Genomic DNA, 20,224 nt, shown 5'->3' on the forward strand with positions numbered 1-20,224 from the left:
AGTTTATGTTTCAATACATTTCCTCCATCAAGTTTTAATTGTTACTTCGATACAATTATCGCTATAATTTAAGAAAATAATATATTTGTGGTGAGTAAATTGAGAAACTTTTTCATAGGCTCTATGATAACAATCATAATACTAATTGTTCTTCTTGGATATCGTCAAAATATTTTTTCACAAGGAACACTTCCCTATGATGATGAACAGGTTGGAATTGAAGATCAAGTAATTATTAAATTTAGCCATGTTGTTGCGGAAAACACTCCAAAAGGTATTGCCGCAGAAAAATTCGCTCGTTTAGTAGAAGAAAAGAGTAACGGAAGAATGGTTGTACAAGTGTATCCAAACGGAATGCTGTATAACGATGTGAATGAATTACAAGCATTAAAAGAAGGGGATATTCAAATGATAGCCCCAACCTTTTCAAAAATGACTGATTATTTACCAAACTGGCAAGTGCTAGACTTGCCCTTTATAATTGAAAATGAAAAACAGCTAAAAAAAGTTTTGACGGGTTCTTTTAGTGAAAAACTAATTGCAGAATTAGATGGGTTAAATATAAAGGGACTCACTTTCTGGAGTAATGGTTTTAAGCAAATTGCCTCTAGCTATTCACCTATATTAGAAACCCATCACTTTTGGCATAAAAAAATTCGAATGATGCCTAGTGATATATTAAAAGAGCAATATTATTTATTGCGGGCTAAACCGATTACTAGAACTTTTGACGAAGTGTACAAAGAAATTGAAAAAAATTTAGTGGATGCACAGGAGAATACAATTTCAAATATTTTTTCCAAAAAGTTTTATGAAATGGAAAACCATATTACTTTATCTAACCATGGAATTCTAAGTTATGTTGTCATGATGAATGAAGAATTTTGGAATGATCTTAGTATAAGTGATCAAAAAATCATTACAGATTCTTTAGATGAAATGGAAAATTGGCAATTTGAACAGGCGGAAAATATAAATGCTATAAATCTTCAAACATTGGCCCATAACAAAAATGTATTCATTTATGAACTAGATGAAAAAAATAAGCGGAAGTGGCAAGAAAAATTGAATCCAATCTATGAATACTATAGGAAAAACATTCATCCCAATTATCTAAATGAATTGTTAAATGAGATTAATAACTAATTTTATCTATTTATTGAACAAAAAGACCAAAAGAGAAACTGTCGATAAAAATCGACAGTTTTTTTATATTTGTTCTATAACAAAATTTCGGTAATTTTAAACAGTATTATAACAGCTAGAACCCTCTTATTTATTGGGTTTTCAAAAATAAACAACTAATTTTTGAACAAAATGAACGAAAAAATCTTTAAAAACGAAACGATATATTCAGATATTATTTTGATAATATCTATCTATGAAAACGATATCATGGTTTTAGACACATAGGAGGACGGTATATGAAACTAGTAAAAAACTTAACTTTTCAAGTTGTTGCAGCAATCATACTAGGAATTATTGTAGGGGCAATTTGGCCAGAGTTTGGCGCAAGTATGAAAATATTAGCGGATTTATTTATTAAATTAATTAAAATGTTAATTGCACCAATCATCTTCTTAACAGTTGCAATCGGAATCGGTGCAATGGGTGATATGAAGAAAGTTGGTAAAATCGGCGGTAAAGCTTTACTGTATTTCGAAATCGTTTCCACGATTGCATTAGCTATTGGTATTGCAGTAGCTTTAGTTATCAACGCGGGTGATGGTTTTGATACATCAGCAGCAGAAAATGCAGATGTTTCTAAATACACATCTGCTGCTGCAGAAGAAGATTTTAGTATTGGTGGTTTCATCGCAGATATTATTCCTACTAACTTTGTAGGTGCATTAGCAAACGGTGAATTATTACCAACTTTATTTGCAGCAGTTTTGTTCGGATTAGCAGCTGCAGCAATTGGTGATCGAGCAAAACCAGTGATATCATTTTTTGAAACGGTATCTGAAATTTTCTTTAAAATTGTTGGTATGGTGATGCGCTTCTCTCCAATAGGAGCATTCGGAGCAATGGCATATACAATTGGTAACTTCGGTTTAGGATCATTAAAGAGCTTAGGGTTACTAATGGCTGCCGTTTATATTACAATGTTTTTATTTGTTGTATTTATTCTAGGATTAATTGCCAAATATTATGGAATTAATATCTTTAAATTTATTGCGTATATTAAACAAGAAATTTTCTTAGTAGTAGGTACTTCATCATCTGAATCTGCCCTACCGTCTTTAATGAAAAAATTAGAGAGAATGGGTTGTTCTAAGTCTACTGTTGGTCTAGTAGTTCCAACTGGTTATTCATTTAACTTAGATGGTACAGCGATTTATTTATCAATGGCTGCTCTATTCATAGCTCAAGCATATGGTGTTGACCTTTCATGGATACAAATTTTAACGCTTCTAGGTATCTTAATGATTACTTCTAAAGGCGCAGCAGGGGTTACAGGTTCTGGATTCATCGTGTTAGCAGCAACATTAGCAGCATTCCCAATGATTCCAGTTGAAGGGATCTTCTTATTAATCGGTGTTGACCGCTTCATGTCAGAAGCTCGTGCTGTAACAAACTTAATCGGTAACGGATTAGCTGCAGTTGTTATTTCAAAATCAGAAAAAGAATTTGACGAAGCGAAATTTGAACATTTGAAAGAAGAAGGTTCACACTCACACGCATAATAGAAGCTGTTTGTCCCTTTATTATAAAGTAGATATAAAAAACAACTTGCCATAAATTTGGCAAGTTGTTTTGTTTTTATTAAATAAATTGAAATGGTTCGGTGTTGATTTCTGATTGAATAAATTCAACATCAAGCTTTTTTTCTTTACATAACAAAGACATTTTTTCTGCAACACCTTTAATCATTACTTTTTCAACATGATGGCCAGGGTCAACAATCGTCAAGCCTAAGTTTTCTGCATCTTGTGCTACGTGAAACTTTATATCACCCGTTACAAATACATCAGCACCTGCTCGCTTTGCTGAGTGTACATATGAATTGCCGTCCCCACCAATCACCGCAACTTTAAAAATCTTTGTTTGTAGATTTCCTACAACTCGGACCGCAGGAACATCTAATTTCGCTTTTATGTGATGGGCAAATTGCTCCAATGACATCGGTTGTTTTAAAGTTCCAATGCGGCCTAAACCCATTACGTTTGTTTCTACTGCCATTGTATAAAAATCATACGCGGGTTCTTCGTAGGGGTGCACATTTAACATTGCTTTAAGTATTTTATTTTTCATTGAAGTTGGAAAAACAACTTCAATCTTCACTTCCTCGGTTACTTCCATTTCACCAATTTCCCCTATATAAGGGTTTGCTCCATCAAGCGCACGAAAACGTCCTTCTCCGCTACTTGAAAAGCTACAAGAATCATAATCTCCAATATGTCCAGCACCAGCCTTAGCAAGTGCAACACGAACTGACTCGGCATGCCCATCTGGTACAAATACGGCAAGTTTCATTAGATTTTCACTATATGTTTCCTCTAAAACTTGTCGATTTTCAAGATCTAATGCATCAAATAGTAAATCATTTACGCCACCATCCGCTACATCTAGGTTCGTATGAGCTGCATAAACTGTAATATCATTTTTAATAAGTTTTTCGAATAGTTTCCCTTCAGGTGTATCAGTCCTTAAATTTGATAACTTTCGAAAAATTGGAGGGTGATGGGCAATAATTATTTGACAACCTTTTCTAATTGCTTCCTCTGCTACTTCATGGTTTACATCAAGTGTAACTAAAACTTTTGATACAGATTTATTTAATGTACCAATAGCAAGTCCAATAGGGTCATTTTCCATACAAGCTAGTTTTTTTGGAGACCAGCTTTCAAATAATTGTATAACTTCATTTCCATTAGGAATTTTCATTGTGCAATACCCCCTCTACCAATGAAATTAAGTGTAAAATTTCCTCTCTTTTTGCAACAACATCTGGTGTCGATTCTGCACCTTCTAAAGAAGACAATACACGTTTCAAGTTATCGATTTCCCTTTGCCATTTTTTTATGAAAACATCAGATTTTTCATTCATTAGATGTTTTCCTAGCAATAATTCTTGCTCTGTTAGGTTCATTTCACCACGTTGTAATACGAGAATTTCGTATATTTTAGCATCTTCTTCTAAAATAACCTCATCTAAAAGAGCCCAATTATTTTTCATTGCCCACTCACGAATCACTTTTGCATGAATATTTGGCTGTAAAATTAATCGAGTTACATTTTTTAATGCTTCCGGTTGTTTTTCTAAGATTGAGACGATTAAAGGACCACCCATACCGGCAATCGTAATCGTATCTACTTTGTCACCATCTTCAATAGCCTCTAATCCATCTGCTAGTCTTACAGAAATTTTATGGATTAATCCTTCTTCTCGAACCTGCCTAACAGCTGATTCAAACGGACCTTTTACGACCTCTCCTGCGATGGCCTTTTTTGCAATTTTATTATTGATTAAATAGCATGGCAAATAAGCATGATCACTACCGATATCAGCTATAACTGCTCCTGTAGGAACAAAAGATGCTACTGTTTCTAATCTTTTTGAAAGTTTTTTTGCATTCACAACAAATTACCGCCTTTACTACTTCGATGTCATTATTATAGTAGAAACTAGAACATATCACCAATGCTTTGATAGTAATCAAACATAAACAAATTATATTTCATTACGAAAAAATAAATCCTTAGTTGTCTAAACAACTAAGGATTTATTGTTAAATGTTATTTTAAACTAGTAATGTAATCAGCAATTGCTTGTGCTTCAGCATCACTTTTACCTTGAGCTGGCATTGTACCGAAACCATTAATAATTGCATCTTTAATATGTTCAACATCAGTTAAACCTACTAATGATGGACCGAAACCACCAGTTAAGTCACCACCGTGACAACCGATACAAGATGCAACTAATTCAGCTCCACCTGCACCTTCTTCAGCAGTTGCACCGCCTTCTTCAGTAGTTTCACCACCGTGAGCGATTTCTTCTTTGTTTCCAACGCCTTCCATAGACATGAAGAAGATAAGACCGATACCAAATGCCATAATAAGGATATAAGGAATGATTGGATTGTTTTTCATATAAGTTACCCTCCCTTTTACTTCATATATGCTTCTATTTATTATAGAATCTAGTCAACATCTATAATTGTACTTCAATCTGTCTAAAACGAAAAGACCTAAACGAGAACTTTTTCTCTAGACTGTAACAATTTTGACAAATGTGTGTTAGTTGCCCAATATTTTCCAAGGTAATACTATTTTCTGTATTTTAGATGTACCTTCCCCTATCACTATAAGTTTCTCATCTCGTAAATATCTTTCCACTTCAGACTCTTTCATATACCCATAACCGCCATGAATTTGTATTGCTTCATCAGTAACTTACACTTTATCCATATTTCTTTATCTGCTTAAATTTTAAAAAAAGAATTGATAGCCTATTAATACGATTAACCCAAGGGAACCTGCAATAATGAAATAAATTAACTTACTAAGTATTCCTGTTCCTAACCACAATAGACAGTTAGCAATTAGTAATGAGTACAAAACATTTAAATTATCAGGAAAATAAGAAATACTAATTTTTACGGAAAGACTAAATATTAGTAATGCAGCTACAATTTGCAGAATTGGTGCTAGAAGGCCTTGTTTTTTTGAAAAATAGATAGCTCCGACTAAACTTAAAACAGCTACAATTCCTACTACAATCAATAAATATAATGTAATTTGATCAAAGGTAAAGAGTAGTGTGATAAGAACCATTGCTATTAAAAATAGTAAACTATTTAGAAAATAGTTTCGATTTTTTTCTTTAGCCTTTACAGCTTTTTTTGCGTTGTTTTCTTCGTTCCCAATCTCTGTTCCCTCTGAATATAAAGTCATTAAAAAATCGCAATAATGCTCTGGCAGTAACTTATTTTGTTTCCAAAAAAGAATTTCGTTTAAAATAATTTGTTTTCGTGGATTTGGCATCGATATTTTTCTCCAAATTTGATGAATTATGTATATTATAATTATATTGTATATTACAATTTTGAATTTTCCTATACTTAGAAAGTATCAATGTTTTATATAAAAAATTCTAAATAAGATGAGAAAAAGACATCCAAAGGATGCCTTTTTATTAATATATATTTTATTCTAAGAAATCTTTTAAACGTTTACTTCTAGAAGGATGGCGAAGTTTACGAAGAGCTTTCGCTTCGATTTGACGAATACGTTCACGAGTTACACCAAAGACTTTCCCAACTTCCTCGAGTGTACGTGTGCGGCCATCATCTAAACCAAATCGTAAACGTAAAACATTTTCTTCACGGTCAGTTAATGTATCTAGTACATCTTCTAGTTGTTCTTTTAAAAGTTCATATGCTGCGTGATCTGAAGGAGATTGAGCTTCATGATCTTCGATAAAATCCCCTAAATGCGAATCATCTTCTTCACCAATTGGAGTTTCTAATGAAACTGGTTCTTGAGCAATTTTTAATATTTCTCGGACTTTTTCAGGAGTTAAATCCATTTCTTCTCCAATTTCTTCTGGAGAAGGTTCGCGACCTAAATCTTGCAACAATTGACGTTGAACACGTATTAATTTATTAATCGTTTCAACCATATGAACCGGGATACGAATTGTTCTTGCTTGGTCAGCAATAGCACGAGTAATTGCCTGACGAATCCACCAAGTAGCATAAGTTGAAAATTTAAACCCTTTTCGATAATCGAACTTTTCAACAGCTTTAATAAGTCCCATGTTACCTTCTTGAATTAGATCTAAGAAAAGCATACCGCGTCCAACATAACGTTTTGCAATGGATACTACTAAACGTAAGTTTGCCTCAGCAAGACGTTTACGTGCTTCTTCATCACCATTTTCAATTCGTTCTGCCAGTCGGATTTCTTCTTCAGCAGTTAACAGATCCACTCTACCAATTTCTTTTAAGTACATTCTTACAGGGTCGTTAATTTTAACACCAGGAGGAACGCTTAAGTCATTTAAATCAAATTCTTCTTCACTTGCTTCTTGTTTCGATAAGGCTTCTTCTTCAAATTCTTCTTTTCCATTAACAGTTACATTGAAATTGTTTTCAAGTTCTTCAGCAAAATGGAAAATTTCTTCACTTTCTAATTCAAATGGAGCAAGCTTATTTGCAATTTCACCCATTGCAATCTCTTTATCTTTTGCCTGTTCTTGTAGAAGTTTTTTTACTTCTTCCAATTTTTGATCACTAACTACTTCTTTTGAACGTTCTGACTTGTCAGCCATAAACCTTCCTCCTTCTAACCAACCGTATCAAGTTAAATAGCCGATAATGATTTTCGCAAATTTATAATTTGTTGCGCAATTTCAAGCGCTCGTTTATGCTCATGCATTTTCTCTGCTTCTTTAAAATCATGAGTTAACTTATTTATTTCAGTTTCTATGCCATATTTTTCTAAATGTTTAATGCAATCTGCAATTTCTGCTTCCATATGTTCAGGATCTCTTTCTGAAAGGGCAGCTTCCATTACAATTTTTCTTAATACACTATCATCTAGAATTTCTAAAAATCTTTGATAATCTGCTGTTTCATGTTCTTCATAAAATCCAATTAATCGAACAAAAACGGCTGCATATTCATCATGAACAAAGGGCTGTGGATTTGTACTATTCAAAATTCGATCAACAACATCAGCGTTATATAACATATGCGAAAGAAGTAGTCTTTCTGCCCTATCTGTTGCTGTCAACTTCTTTTTTTGTTTAATAACAGTATCAACAGTTTGTCCATCTTTTTGATAATTACGTTTTATTATTTTTGCTTGTTCTGCATCTAATTTACGATATTGCGTATAAATTGCATCTTCAGAAATATTTGTTTCACTTGCTAGCTGTTTTATATATAAGTCTCTTTCAACCGGTGATTTTCCAACAAGTTCTTCGAGAACTTCTTGAATATACTGTAAAATGTCATTCTCGAATTGAAAATTTTTATTGCGTCTAGCATGCATCATACTAAATGCGATATAACTTTGGGGCTTGTCCAAAATCTTTTTATAAGAATCAGGACCATATTTTCGAATATACTCATCTGGATCAAGTCGATCAGGCAGTACAGCAACTTCTACTTTTAGTTTTTCAGCTTGTAACAACTCCGCGGCACGTTTTGCTCCTTCTTGACCAGCATTATCACCGTCATAACAGATAATCACTTTTTCAACTAAGCGCTTGAGCTTTGTGATATGCTGTGGTGTTAAGGATGTCCCCATGGTGGCGACAGCATTGAATATGCCTGCTTGATTTGTAGCTAATACATCCATAAAGCCTTCCATAAGAATAACTTGACCTGTTTTTCGAATAGTTCCCCTCGCCTTATCTAAATTGAATAAGACTTGGCTTTTATGAAAAATTGGTGATTCAGGACTATTTAAATATTTTGCATCATTTCCTGTTTGATGAAGTATTCGTCCTGAAAACGCAATTATCTTTCCAAATTCGTCCCTAATAGGAAACATAACTCTTGAACGGAAACGGTCAAAATAAGATTGTTCGTTCTCTCTTTTGATGATTAATCCACTTTCAGTCATTTCATCCAAATCGTAACCTTCTCTTTGTAACAAAATCGAAAGTGTATCCCATGAGGATAAAGACCAACCTATACCATTCGTTTCGATATCTTCCTTCGTAAATCCTCTTTTTAGAAGATAATTTAATGCTTCTTCGCCTTCTTCGGTATTCATCAATAAATGATGATAAAATTCAGCAGCAAATTCATGGGCATTCAACATATTTTCATCTGACTTTGAATAATTTCCTGCACTTTTTTGCATACTGTCTTTTTGTATATCAATATGGATTCCCAAAGAAGTACCTAGTTTAGCAACAGCATTAACAAAAGGAATATTTTCTATATCCATGATAAAAGTAAAAGCATTCCCACCTGCACCACATCCAAAGCAATGGAAAATCTGCTTTTCTTGAGATACTGAAAATGAGGGTGTATTTTCACCATGAAATGGACATAATCCAAACCAGTTACGTCCTCTTTTTGTTAACTGAACATATTCACTGATAACATCGACTATATCTGATTGAGATCTAATCTGTTCAATCAGTTCTTCAGGAATCTTACCAGTCATTGCATCACCATCTTAAGTTAACTTATTACACAATTCGGGATAAATTTTAAAAATCCTTTATTATACGACAAAAAATTTAAAATTCAAATAAAAAATATACTCAATTATATTTTTACCACAATTTTATTATTATAAAACAAATTCTTTTAAAAATCCACTGTTTTTTTAAAAAAACTAATAAAAACCTCCTCTAATGGGTCTTAGAGGTGGTTTAGTGACTATCTACCTTGTTCTATTTTATGAATAATTACATTTGCCGTTTCTTCGACAGCTTTATTTGTGACATCGACAATTTCACAACCAATTTTTTCAACGACTTTATAAAAATGCTTTAGCTCATCTTCTATCCTTGCATGTCTTGCATAGTTAGCATCATCACTTAAGCCTAATGCCTTTAGTCTTTCTCTACGAATAATATTTAACTTTTCCGGTGAGATCACTAAGCCAAAACATTTTTTTGGATCTACGAGATATAATTCTTCTGGAGGATCGATTTCTGGAACTAAAGGTACATTCGCAACTTTTAAACGTTTATGTGCCAAATATTGTGATAATGGTGTTTTCGAAGTTCTAGAGACTCCAATTAATACAACGTCAGCTAGTAGTAAACCTCTAGGATCACGTCCATCATCATATTTTACCGCAAATTCTACTGCTTCTATTTTCCTAAAATAATCTTCATCTAGTTTATGAACAAGACCAGGTTCCTCTAATGGTTTCTGATTCGTTTCTGATTCGAACATCGCAATCATTGGACCTAATAAATCAAACGATTTTACACCTTTTTGGTTGCAAACTTCAATCATATTCTTGCGCATAGATTCTTCTACTAATGTAAATACAATGATTGCATCTTGAGCTTTTGCAATTTCAACGATATTTTGAATATGATCTTTGTTCGTAATATGAGGAAATTTCCGAATGATTGTATGATCGAAATTTGGACGAAATTGAGTAGCAACAGCTTTTACTACCTGTTCACCAGTCTCACCAACGGAATCTGATACAACGTACACTTGTAATTTTTTCAAAATAGCACTCCTTATAAATCATGCGTTTCAGCTAATGATATAAATGCTTTTGTAATATTCGTTTTTGTTATGCGCCCGACAATTTCAAATCCATCTTCTTTCTCGTTAACTACTGGAAGAGAATCTACTTGTCTTTCAATAAGTTTCTTGGCTGCTACGATAAGAGAATCTGTTTTTTTACAAAAAACAATATTCGGCATTCGAGTCATGATAATATGCACAGGGATCTGATTTAAATTTTGAGTACCAATACTAGTTCTTAATAGGTCTTTTCTAGACAAAACACCTTGTAAAAATGATCTATGATCTACAACAAATAAAGTTCCTACATCTTCTAAAAACATGTGAACTATTGCATCGTATACCATCATGTTTTCAGAAACTACAACAGGAACTGATTGAAAATCCTTAACTTTTAAATTCATCATAGATTCTGTAACGCTTGCCATTGTTTTTTTACCCGAATAAAAATACCCTACACGTGGTCTTGCATCTAAAAAACCAGCCATAGTTAAAATTGCTAAATCCGGTCTTAATGTTGCTCGTGTCAAATTGAGACGTTCTGCAATTTGCTCACCGGTAATAGGACCATTTTCTTTTACAATCTGCAGAATCGTGTCCTGACGTTTATTGAGTTCTATTGGACTCACCCGCCTCAAATAGTGTTATACTTATTACCTGAATATTATATACTATATTCTATTGAATTGCTAAGAAAAGTAGTACATGATACAATATTGACACAGTTACGAATCTTAGCATAAACTAAGGGTAAACTTAATATTGAGGCAATGATAGGACAATAAGTATCTTTTCCACATTAGCGAGTAGGGTTTGGTGAAAGCCTACACGAAAAGAGAAACGGCCCCCTTGAGCCAACTATTCTAAAAGAGGATTGTTCAATAAGACGACGTTTGCAATTTCGAATGCGAACGCTTGATTTCAGACCGGTGAGGCCTAAAGATAAGCGTTTGTCATTCTAGGAACGAGGAACAAATCAACCGCAGTGAACATTATAGATGTTCACGGACTAAGAGCGCCACGTCCTGTGGCAACGTCCGTGTGACAAACATCCTGTTTGCCTCATGAGGATTGATTTGTGACGAGTGACAACGAATGCGAACGCTTGACTTCAGCCGAACAATCAATCAGGGTGGAACCGCGGGTAAAGCACTCGTCCCTGGGCATAAATCTATTGTGCCCGGAGACGGGTGCTTTTATTTCATTTTATAGGAGGAATAATCATGACAAACAAATCAATGGAAACAATCGTAGCTTTGGCAAAACATCGCGGTTTTGTATTTCCTGGCTCTGAAATTTACGGAGGCTTAGCAAATACTTGGGATTACGGTCCACTTGGAGTAGAACTTAAAAACAACGTTAAACGCGCTTGGTGGCAAAAATTCGTTCAAGAATCACAGCACAACGTAGGTTTAGATGCGGCAATCCTTATGAACCCACGCGCTTGGGTGGCATCTGGTCACGTAGGCAACTTCAATGACCCTATGATTGACTGTAAATCATGTAAAGCAAGACACCGCGCTGACAAATTAATCGAAGAAGCATCAATTGCAAAAACAGGCAATGAAATCGTTGTAGACGGTATGAGCTTTGACCAAATGAAAGCGAAAATGGAAGAATTAGAGGTTGTTTGTCCAGACTGTGGTAAGAATGACTTTACAGATATTCGCCAATTTAACTTAATGTTTAAAACGTTCCAAGGTGTTACAGAATCTTCAACGAACGAAATTTATTTACGTCCTGAGACGGCTCAAGGTATCTTTGTAAACTTCAAAAACGTTCAACGTTCTATGCGTAAAAGAATTCCATTTGGTATTGCTCAAATCGGTAAATCATTCCGTAACGAAATTACACCAGGTAACTTTACGTTCCGTACACGTGAATTCGAACAAATGGAGCTTGAATTCTTCTGTAAACCTGGTGAAGATTTAGAGTGGCAACAATATTGGAAAGAATTCTGTAAAAACTGGTTACTAAACTTAGGTATAAAAGAAGATAGCATTCGCCTTCGCGATCACGGTGAAGATGAATTATCACACTATTCAAATGCAACAACTGATATCGAATACCGCTTCCCATTCGGTTGGGGTGAATTATGGGGTATTGCAGACCGTACAGACTACGATCTAAAACAACATATGGAACATTCCGGGGAAGATTTCACATATATCGATACTGTAACGAATGAACGTTATGTGCCATACTGTATCGAACCTTCAGTTGGTGCAGATCGTGTTACATTAGCATTTTTAGTAGACGCATATGATGAGGAAGAACTTGAAGGTGGCGATGTACGTACAGTTCTACGCTTCCACCCAGCTTTAGCGCCATTTAAAGCAGCCGTTTTACCTTTATCAAAAAAACTTGCTGATGAAGCATCTGACGTTTGGGCTGAACTTCGTAAAGCATTCCCAGTTGATTATGATGAATCACAATCTATCGGTAAACGTTACCGTCGTCAAGACGAAATTGGTACTCCTTTCTGTATCACGTACGATTTCGATTCAAAAGAAGACGGTCAAGTTACTGTACGTCACCGCGATTCTATGGACCAAGTTCGTATGCCAATCGCAGACGTGAAAGCGTATATTGAAAAGCATTTACAATTCTAATACATTTAGGAGCATTTTTCGCTAAAGCGAGAAATGCTCCTTTTTAAATTACCTACTACATTCCTAACAATAAAATCGCATTTTCAGAAATTTCAATTTTTTAATGAATAGTTTTTTCCAATTAGGTATATTAGTGGAAAGGGGATTTTTCATACTAGGGGGAAGTAGGATGTTCTTTCAAGCAATATTAAAAAAGCAAATAGAAAATGATACGAAAAAAGATTTATATGAACAGTTACAATTTACTGTAGTAACACTATTAAATCGTGAATTACCAACACATTATCAAGGGAATCATATACTCTACACAGCTAATTTAAGATTAGCCGAACTAAAAGAATTAGCCCTATACCATCGAAAAAAAATTGATATGTACACGGAGGTGGGTCAATTTCATAACGAAGCATATGAAATGACCATTAAACTAGCAAACCAACTTGAGTTAACAATTGATTCTTATATTGCTTTACACATTGATTCCGACCGAGATCGTATCAATCGTCGCTTAGGCTTTATGAAAGATAAAATAGAAACGGTTTACGAAGAATTTATAGAGTTTAATAAACAAAAAGTACTTCCTAAGTTACAAGAATCATATTGGAGTGCTTTAAAAAAAGATTTAATGCCAATATTAGCAGAATTAAGATAGGAGGATAGCTATTTGCTGTCCTCCTCTTTTTCGTTCGCATCAGAACTCCTCGGTAAAAGCTCTGGCGTTCGTTCTAACTGTTCGATAAATGTTCTAGATTTCAATCGAATGCCTGTTTGTTCTTCATAGATAGTTGTTACTATTTTTTTAATAAACCTTTTTGTTTCACGTTTTAATTCAATTTTCCCCAATTGTTCAATAGGTACCATATAAAACATACGAATTAATTTCAATTGTGTTGGTGTTAAGCGAATAATATATGGATCAAGATGGAAACAACGATGGCATAAAAAGCCACCTTGCGTAAATGAAAAAGCAAACTCTCCATCTATTGCGCCGCAAGAAGCGCATGCATGTAAAATGGGTTGAACCCCGGTATAGGGTAGCATTTTCCAATCCACAAATAATGTAATAGCCTCAGGATCATACCCTTCTTCTATTGCATTTAAAGCTTGTTGTAACACGTCAAAAGCATACGGTTCCGATTTACCTTCTTCTACTAGTCGGTCGACAATTTCAACGATATAACTTGCATACGCAGTTAATGTAATGTCCGTTAAAATATGTCGCATTGAATTCAAATGTTCCCCCTGTTGAAGTGTCCCCATTCCGCTCGTTCTCTGACAGACAAACATTCCATGCATAAACGTTTGAGTAATACCCGCCAGTCTGCTTGTTGGTTTTTTTGCACCTCTTGCCATTACGGTTACTTTACCTGCTTCTCTTGTAAAAAGCGTAACAATTTTATTTGATTCTCCATAAGCTCTAGATTTTAATACGATGCCTTCCCATTTATGTAACACATTGGCACTTCCTTCAATAATTCATTAACTTTATTATACATGAGATTCTAAAGAACTGGAGTAACTTCAAAAATGCCGATACAAATTTTACTCTGTTCATATATAAACAACATTTCTTTCAACTACCGAATTTTTCATACGATATATTTATTATTAAGTGCAAATTTCACATAACTTTTAATATGTCGTATGTCGTTTACAGTGACTTGAGAAATTTTTCTATAAAAAAGAACACCTACGAAACGTAGGCATCCCCCATTAAACAACCGGAATCAATTTTGACTTAGCTTCTTCATATTCTTTCTTCAATTGACTCGCTACGTCCGATACTTTATTGATTGACTTGATTGTCGTCACGCCATGACCTGCAGACCAAACGTCGCGCCACATTTTCACTTCACTCATGCTTGAGAAATCAATTGATTCTTCTTTTCGTTTTAAGTTCGTTGGATCCAAATTGTTTTTAAGTAAACTTGGGATTAGGAAATTCGCATGAACTCCACTAATAGCATCAGTATAAAGTACATCTTCAATTGTTGTATCCACTAACATTTGTTTATAGTCTTCAAACGCAGCACTTTCTTCTGTTGCGATAAATTTTGTCCCCATATAAGCAAAGTCTGCGCCCATTATTTGTGCCGCTAATACATCTTTTCCGTGGGAAATTCCCCCTGCTAAAATTGTATAACCAGTCCAAAATTCACGAACCGAGTCTAAAAATCCAAACGGATTTAGAGTCCCTGCATGTCCCCCTGCTCCAGCAGCAACTAATATTAATCCATCTACATTTGCTTCCGCTGCTTTCTTTGCATGTTTCACACTAGCTACGTCTGAAAATACTAGTCCTCCATAACTATGCACCACTTCAGTTACCTTACCAGGATGGCCAAGTGATGCAATCACAATAGGTGGTTGATAAGTTTTAATCAATTCTAAATCTACATCATGACGCTTGTTCGATTTATGAGCTATAAAATTCACAGCCCAAGGTTCTGTTGGTAACGCTTTTTTTAGTTCCTTTAACATATTTTCAGCATCTTCAGCAGTCCTTGCATTTAACATAGGAATGGAACCAACGAGCCCATGCTTGCATGAAGCAATAACCATTTCAACACTGGAGACTAAAAACATTGGTGCAACAATTACAGGTAATGATAATTTATCAAACATAACTATTCCCCCTTTTCCCCTTCTTCATTGTCATATATTCAACAAAGGCTACAAATATCCCTTTTGAGACTAAGATTTCTATAAAACAGCAATTTATCTTATATCTTCAAAAATTTCATATGGGTGATGAAGGACATTTGGGGGCAAATTCCTGTTCGAAATGTCGTTCATTAAGGCGACCAACGACTTATGAAAGCAAAATTCAACTTGAAGTGCCATTTCATACTAGAGATAATGCTATTTTTCCTTCGATAAGCATTCCCTAATATAAAAAACACCTACAGCATTCACTGTAAGTGTCCCTTAATGTTAATATTCGTCTTCACGATAGCCAAAGTCTCTTAATTGAGTTTGTTTATTGCGCCAATCTTTTTGAACTTTTACCCAAAGTTCTAAATATACTTTTGACCCTAGTAGCATTTCAATATCTTTTCGTGCCTGTGTACCAACTTGTTTTAACAGGGATCCTTGTTTTCCAATGACGATTCCTTTTTGTGAATCGCGCTCAACCATAATCGTTGCTTGTACACGAATTTTATCTTCATTTTCTTCGTCACGTTTAATTTTGTCAATCACAACAGCTATGGAATGTGGGATTTCTTCACGTGTTAAGTGTAGTATTTTCTCACGAATTAACTCTGAAATGATAAAACGTTCAGGATGATCGGTAACCTGATCTGCTGGATAATATTGTGGGCCTTCAGGCAAATAGCTCTCAATTGTCGCTAGTAGATTTTCAACATTATTACCCTCTAACGCTGATATCGGAATAATTTCTTTAAATGGATACTTATCTTTAAAACTATTGATGAATTTAGCTAATTCATCTGGGTGTACTTTATCGATTTTATTCACTACTAAAAAAACTGGTGTTGAATTTCCTTCAAGCATTTCAAGGATAAATTCATCACCCTTGCCCAACTCTTGCTCTGCATTAACCATTAACATGACAATATCGACTTCACGTAAAGTATTCTTTGTTACTTTAAACATAAACTCACCTAGTTTATGTTTTGGTTTATGAATTCCAGGTGTATCGATAAAAACCATTTGGCTATTCGTTCGAGTTAGAACACCTTGAATTTTATTGCGTGTAGTTTGTGGTTTATCGGACATAATTGCAATTTTTTGACCAATTACTCTATTTAAAAATGTAGACTTTCCTACATTCGGTCTTCCAATTATTGAAATAAACCCTGATTTATAATTCTGATTTTCCTGCTGCATAATCTATATCCCCCGCTGAAAAGGCAAATGGTATTAATTCGCCTACTGTAGTTTCTAGTACGTCACCTTTAAGATTTGTTAAGTATACTGGCATATCTGGAGCACAAAATTCACTCATTACTTGACGACATGCACCACATGGTGAACATGGGCCTTCAGTATCCGCAACAACTGCAATAGCTTTAAACTTTGTTACACCTTCTGAAATTGCTTTAAAGAATGCCGTTCTCTCCGCGCAATTTGTCATACTATAACCCGAATTTTCGATATTACATCCGTGATAGATTTTTCCATCTTCACCTAAAAGCGCAGCACCTACTTGGAATTTTGAATAAGGTACATAGGCCTTTTCACGCGCAACTTTTGATTGTTCTAATAATGTATTTTTATCTACAGTCATCTTATATAACACCTCACAATTTTTGTTAACTGTTTAACCATTTGGGTAAAAAAATGATCAATCCAACCACTACACTACATATTGCAAAAATTAATACAGCACCAGCAGCAATATCTTTTGCTTGTTTTGCAAGTGGATGGTATTCTTTTGAGGCTAAATCAACAACACTTTCAATTGCACTATTAATCATTTCTGCCCCAATTACTAGTGAAATCATTAAAATAATTATTAACCACTCAAACTTTGAAATACCAGTGTATATTCCTGCAACGATTACGATGATCATACTCGCAAAGTGTATACGCATATTTTGCTGCTTTAAAGCTGTAAAAATCCCTTCAAGTGCATACCCAAAAGATTTAATAAGCTTTTTCAAATCCATTTTACTACCGACCTAAACCAAAAGATGATAATATTTCATCCTGTTTACCGAACATTTCTTTTTCATCTTCATCAGTCATATGATCATAACCTAATAAGTGTAAAAAACCATGTACTGCTAAAAACCCAAGTTCTCTCTCAAAAGAATGCCCGTATTCTTCGGCTTGTTCTTTTGTTCGATCGATAGAAATAATAATATCTCCTAAAACTCTCGGCATATCTTCCCCTAGAATTTCGATTTCTCCTTCACCTAATTCCTCAAGTGCAAAGGAAATTACATCTGTTGGTTGATCTTTATCACGATAAGTGCGGTTGATTTCATGGATTGCCTCATTTTTTACAAAGGTAATCGAGACTTCACTATCATCTTCAATGTTTTCTGCTTCTGCTGCATGTTGAAGTAATTTTTCAACTAGGGCAATATGATCTTCCTTTACTTCATTTGTTTCATCTAAAAAATCAATATTAATCGCCATGATTTCCTCCAATTGTTCATGAACTTAACCTTCTTTTGGATATTCAATTCGCGAGTGGAATATGCCATTTAATGTATTACACAGTGCTTCTTCAATAATTTTCAACTCTTTGATGGAAACATCGCATTCATCAAATTGATTTTCTTGAACTCGACTTTGAATGATGGAATGGACTAAATTACGTATTTTTTCGCTATTTGGACTCTTCATCGAACGTACGGCTGCCTCTACACTATCCGCAATACTAATTACAGCTGCTTCTTTAGTTTGTGGTTTAGGTCCCGGATAAGAGAATAATGCTTCATCCACTTCTTTGCCCTGTTCTTTTGCTTTGTGTACAAAGAACTTTAATGTACTTGTACCATGATGTTGTAGTGCGATATCAATAATTTCTTTAGGCATTTTATGTCTAGCTAATAGCTCTGCACCATCTGTAGTATGTGCAATAATTATTTCAGCACTTCTTTCAGGTGGTAACGAGTCGTGGGGATTTATACCTGACATTTGGTTTTCAATAAAGAATGCAGGCCTTTTCGTCTTTCCAATATCATGATAGTAACATCCAACTCGTGCTAAAAATCCATCTGCACCAATAGCTTCACAAGCTGCCTCTGCTAAATTGGCTACCATCACACTATGATGATATGTTCCCGGTGTTTCTGTTAATAGCTTTTTCAGCAACGGGTGGTTTGGATTTGATAATTCGATTAATCTCATTGTCGACAATAAACCGAAAGCTGATTCAAAGAATGGCAATAATCCCATTGTTAAAGCACCAGAGAGTAATCCTGATACTACAGCAGCTATACCATAGAATAATAATTCCATTAAGCCGAAATCTGTTTGAATCATTAATAAATAAAATGCGATAAATGCTACGTTTATAATTGCAACTACACCACAAGCTTTAAGAAGATCAGAACGCTTTTCGATACTGCGCATAAAGAATATACTTGCAAATCCACCAAAAGTAATATAAAGCGCTATATCCATTTGGAGTACAGCAGCATATCCTTCTTGAAAAATAACTCCTGCAGAAGTTGCAATTAAAACAGTTAGTAAACTTGCTATTTTATCATTACATAATAATCTTACAATCATAGTTGCTAATGCAGTTGGGTAAAGAAATGCGACGGTTACATCAAATTCATCGACAATCAAGCTCATCAATTCCATTAAAACAATTGATAATGAATAAACAATCGATGTTACAAGGACCGCATTCCGTTTCTTCGTAAGCTCCATTTTAGAGCGATCGAATAAAATATATAAAAATGACATTTGAATCACAATTAAGATCATTAAGCCTATAATTGGATTGAATGATTCGTGATTATCTAACATTCCTAATAATTCTAATTCACGGTAAACTTCCCTATCAACAAGCTGACCTTCTTGGACAATAATTTGACCTTGTAAAATACGCGTCGGCTCAACTGATTCACGAGCTTGTTTTTTCAGTTCATCTGTTTTTGCTTGATCTAAGAGGTATGTTTCAACTATTGCCCCTCTTGCAATAACAATTGAAGCATTAATGAGTGTATCATCTATACTCGTATTTTGACGGACTTCATTTTCAATTTCGTTTTTTGCTGAATTAACTTGCTCTTTTGTTATTTGATTATTTAATTTCTCTTTTACTAAAGTTTGAATCGTATTATTTGCTATTTGCAAATCTGATTTCGGGCTAGATAAAAGGGACCATAAATGATCATCTGAAAAAGTTAACTGTGATTGACTTACTGTAATTTCTGCAAGCTTTTCACGTAATGCTATTATTTGCGTTTCTTTTGAAGGCTGTTGAACTTCTACCCCGACACCTTCAGGTTGTACTGGTAGTATACTACTTCTTTCAAAATTAGTACGAACATCAAGTATTATTTCAAAAATAGAGTTTATTAACTCCATTCTATGTTCTACTGTTTCATTATTAAAGATGAATACTTCTTCTACTAATTTTTCAGCTTCATCACGTTCTTTTTCCGTTTTAAACGTATCTTCAACTGTTTTAGCGGATCGAATAGTCTCAGGTGCTAATTCAAATGTTTCTATATCGTAAGTTACGCTTCTCACATTTTCAAACATTAGTATAAATTGTAGTAAGCCAGTTATTACGAGGACTATAACTAAAAATGTACGAAAGTTTATAATGTTTAAAAACCTGTTATAGTGCAATTATAAGCACCCCCAATAGCATATATATACTAGTTTACCAATTTATAATACTAATTTCATTGATTCACATAAATTTTATTATATTTTTCATAAGAAAGATGCTAATCAAAAAGCTAAAGTAGGTTCAAAATTGTTTAAGGCAAAAAA

Annotated in this window: 19 protein-coding genes and 1 pseudogene; 4 read left to right on the top strand and 16 right to left on the bottom strand. The window is 34.3% G+C overall.

Translation table 11 applies throughout. The annotated features are described in order from the left end of the window. Positions 1-123 precede the first annotated feature (123 nt). Entirely contained in the window at positions 124-1,146 is a 1,023-nt protein-coding gene (locus tag CD29_RS10360; protein WP_169716176.1) for a DctP family TRAP transporter solute-binding subunit, read from the top strand. 278 nt (positions 1,147-1,424) lie between these two features. Then, complete coding sequence (gene dctA, locus CD29_RS10365; protein ID WP_036186247.1) at positions 1,425-2,687, top strand: C4-dicarboxylate transporter DctA; 1,263 nt, start codon at positions 1,425-1,427, stop codon at positions 2,685-2,687. A 79-nt stretch (positions 2,688-2,766) separates the two neighbouring features. Here the strand turns inward: dctA and CD29_RS10370 are convergent, their stop codons facing one another. The 9 genes and pseudogenes from CD29_RS10370 to CD29_RS10405 form a co-directional block, all read right to left on the bottom strand. Further along, complete coding sequence (locus tag CD29_RS10370) at positions 2,767-3,888, bottom strand: Nif3-like dinuclear metal center hexameric protein (RefSeq protein ID WP_036186248.1); 1,122 nt, start codon at positions 3,886-3,888, stop codon at positions 2,767-2,769. Further along, the gene (locus tag CD29_RS10375; RefSeq protein WP_036186249.1) at positions 3,875-4,582 is read right to left on the bottom strand and encodes a tRNA (adenine(22)-N(1))-methyltransferase; all 708 of its coding nucleotides are present in this window, start codon (positions 4,580-4,582) and stop codon (positions 3,875-3,877) included. The genes CD29_RS10370 and CD29_RS10375 overlap by 14 nt, the downstream gene beginning before the upstream one ends. A gap of 158 nt (positions 4,583-4,740) precedes the next feature. After that, entirely contained in the window at positions 4,741-5,097 is a 357-nt protein-coding gene (locus CD29_RS10380) for a c-type cytochrome (protein ID WP_036186250.1), read from the bottom strand. 147 nt (positions 5,098-5,244) lie between these two features. Beyond that, positions 5,245-5,400 (bottom strand): annotated as a pseudogene (locus CD29_RS20000) (acyl-CoA dehydrogenase family protein); the annotation flags it as partial. A 36-nt stretch (positions 5,401-5,436) separates the two neighbouring features. Continuing rightward, positions 5,437-5,991, bottom strand: a complete 555-nt coding sequence (locus tag CD29_RS10385) for a hypothetical protein (RefSeq protein ID WP_036186251.1) — start codon at positions 5,989-5,991, stop codon at positions 5,437-5,439. A gap of 163 nt (positions 5,992-6,154) precedes the next feature. Continuing rightward, positions 6,155-7,279 (bottom strand): RNA polymerase sigma factor RpoD, encoded by a 1,125-nt coding sequence (gene rpoD / locus CD29_RS10390; protein WP_036186252.1) that lies wholly within the window; start codon positions 7,277-7,279, stop codon positions 6,155-6,157. Between the two features lie 32 nt (positions 7,280-7,311). Then, the gene (dnaG, locus tag CD29_RS10395; protein ID WP_036186253.1) at positions 7,312-9,132 is read right to left on the bottom strand and encodes a DNA primase; all 1,821 of its coding nucleotides are present in this window, start codon (positions 9,130-9,132) and stop codon (positions 7,312-7,314) included. 218 nt (positions 9,133-9,350) lie between these two features. Beyond that, complete coding sequence (locus tag CD29_RS10400; RefSeq protein ID WP_036186255.1) at positions 9,351-10,163, bottom strand: pyruvate, water dikinase regulatory protein; 813 nt, start codon at positions 10,161-10,163, stop codon at positions 9,351-9,353. Positions 10,164-10,174: 11 nt separating this feature from the next. Next, positions 10,175-10,813: a helix-turn-helix transcriptional regulator gene (locus tag CD29_RS10405; protein WP_036186257.1), complete on the bottom strand. Its 639-nt coding sequence runs from the start codon at positions 10,811-10,813 to the stop codon at positions 10,175-10,177. Positions 10,814-11,407: 594 nt separating this feature from the next. Here CD29_RS10405 and CD29_RS10410 point away from each other — a divergent pair. Together CD29_RS10410 and CD29_RS10415 are read left to right on the top strand one after the other, a co-directional pair. Beyond that, positions 11,408-12,796: a glycine--tRNA ligase gene (locus CD29_RS10410; protein WP_036186259.1), complete on the top strand. Its 1,389-nt coding sequence runs from the start codon at positions 11,408-11,410 to the stop codon at positions 12,794-12,796. A 169-nt stretch (positions 12,797-12,965) separates the two neighbouring features. After that, positions 12,966-13,445, top strand: a complete 480-nt coding sequence (locus CD29_RS10415; RefSeq protein ID WP_036186261.1) for a hypothetical protein — start codon at positions 12,966-12,968, stop codon at positions 13,443-13,445. A gap of 8 nt (positions 13,446-13,453) precedes the next feature. On the opposite strand, the gene recO is transcribed toward CD29_RS10415, so the two are convergent. From recO to CD29_RS10450, 7 genes are all read right to left on the bottom strand, one after another. Beyond that, positions 13,454-14,248, bottom strand: a complete 795-nt coding sequence (recO, locus tag CD29_RS10420) for a DNA repair protein RecO (protein ID WP_036186263.1) — start codon at positions 14,246-14,248, stop codon at positions 13,454-13,456. Between the two features lie 258 nt (positions 14,249-14,506). Continuing rightward, positions 14,507-15,418 (bottom strand): NAD(P)H-dependent flavin oxidoreductase, encoded by a 912-nt coding sequence (locus tag CD29_RS10425; protein ID WP_036186265.1) that lies wholly within the window; start codon positions 15,416-15,418, stop codon positions 14,507-14,509. Positions 15,419-15,727: 309 nt separating this feature from the next. Beyond that, complete coding sequence (gene era / locus CD29_RS10430) at positions 15,728-16,645, bottom strand: GTPase Era (protein WP_036186267.1); 918 nt, start codon at positions 16,643-16,645, stop codon at positions 15,728-15,730. Further along, positions 16,620-17,045, bottom strand: coding sequence for a cytidine deaminase (locus CD29_RS10435; protein WP_036186269.1), 426 nt, complete (start codon positions 17,043-17,045; stop codon positions 16,620-16,622). Before CD29_RS10435 ends, era begins: the two co-directional genes overlap by 26 nt. A gap of 25 nt (positions 17,046-17,070) precedes the next feature. Further along, entirely contained in the window at positions 17,071-17,427 is a 357-nt protein-coding gene (locus tag CD29_RS10440) for a diacylglycerol kinase family protein (RefSeq protein ID WP_036186271.1), read from the bottom strand. Positions 17,428-17,431: 4 nt separating this feature from the next. Then, entirely contained in the window at positions 17,432-17,902 is a 471-nt protein-coding gene (gene ybeY / locus CD29_RS10445; RefSeq protein WP_036186273.1) for an rRNA maturation RNase YbeY, read from the bottom strand. Positions 17,903-17,926: 24 nt separating this feature from the next. Further along, entirely contained in the window at positions 17,927-19,975 is a 2,049-nt protein-coding gene (locus tag CD29_RS10450) for an HD family phosphohydrolase (RefSeq protein ID WP_235801819.1), read from the bottom strand. Positions 19,976-20,224 lie beyond the last annotated feature (249 nt).

This window comes from Ureibacillus manganicus DSM 26584 (assembly GCF_000772945.1).
GTDB classification, from domain to species: Bacteria; Bacillota; Bacilli; order Bacillales_A; family Planococcaceae; genus Ureibacillus; species Ureibacillus manganicus.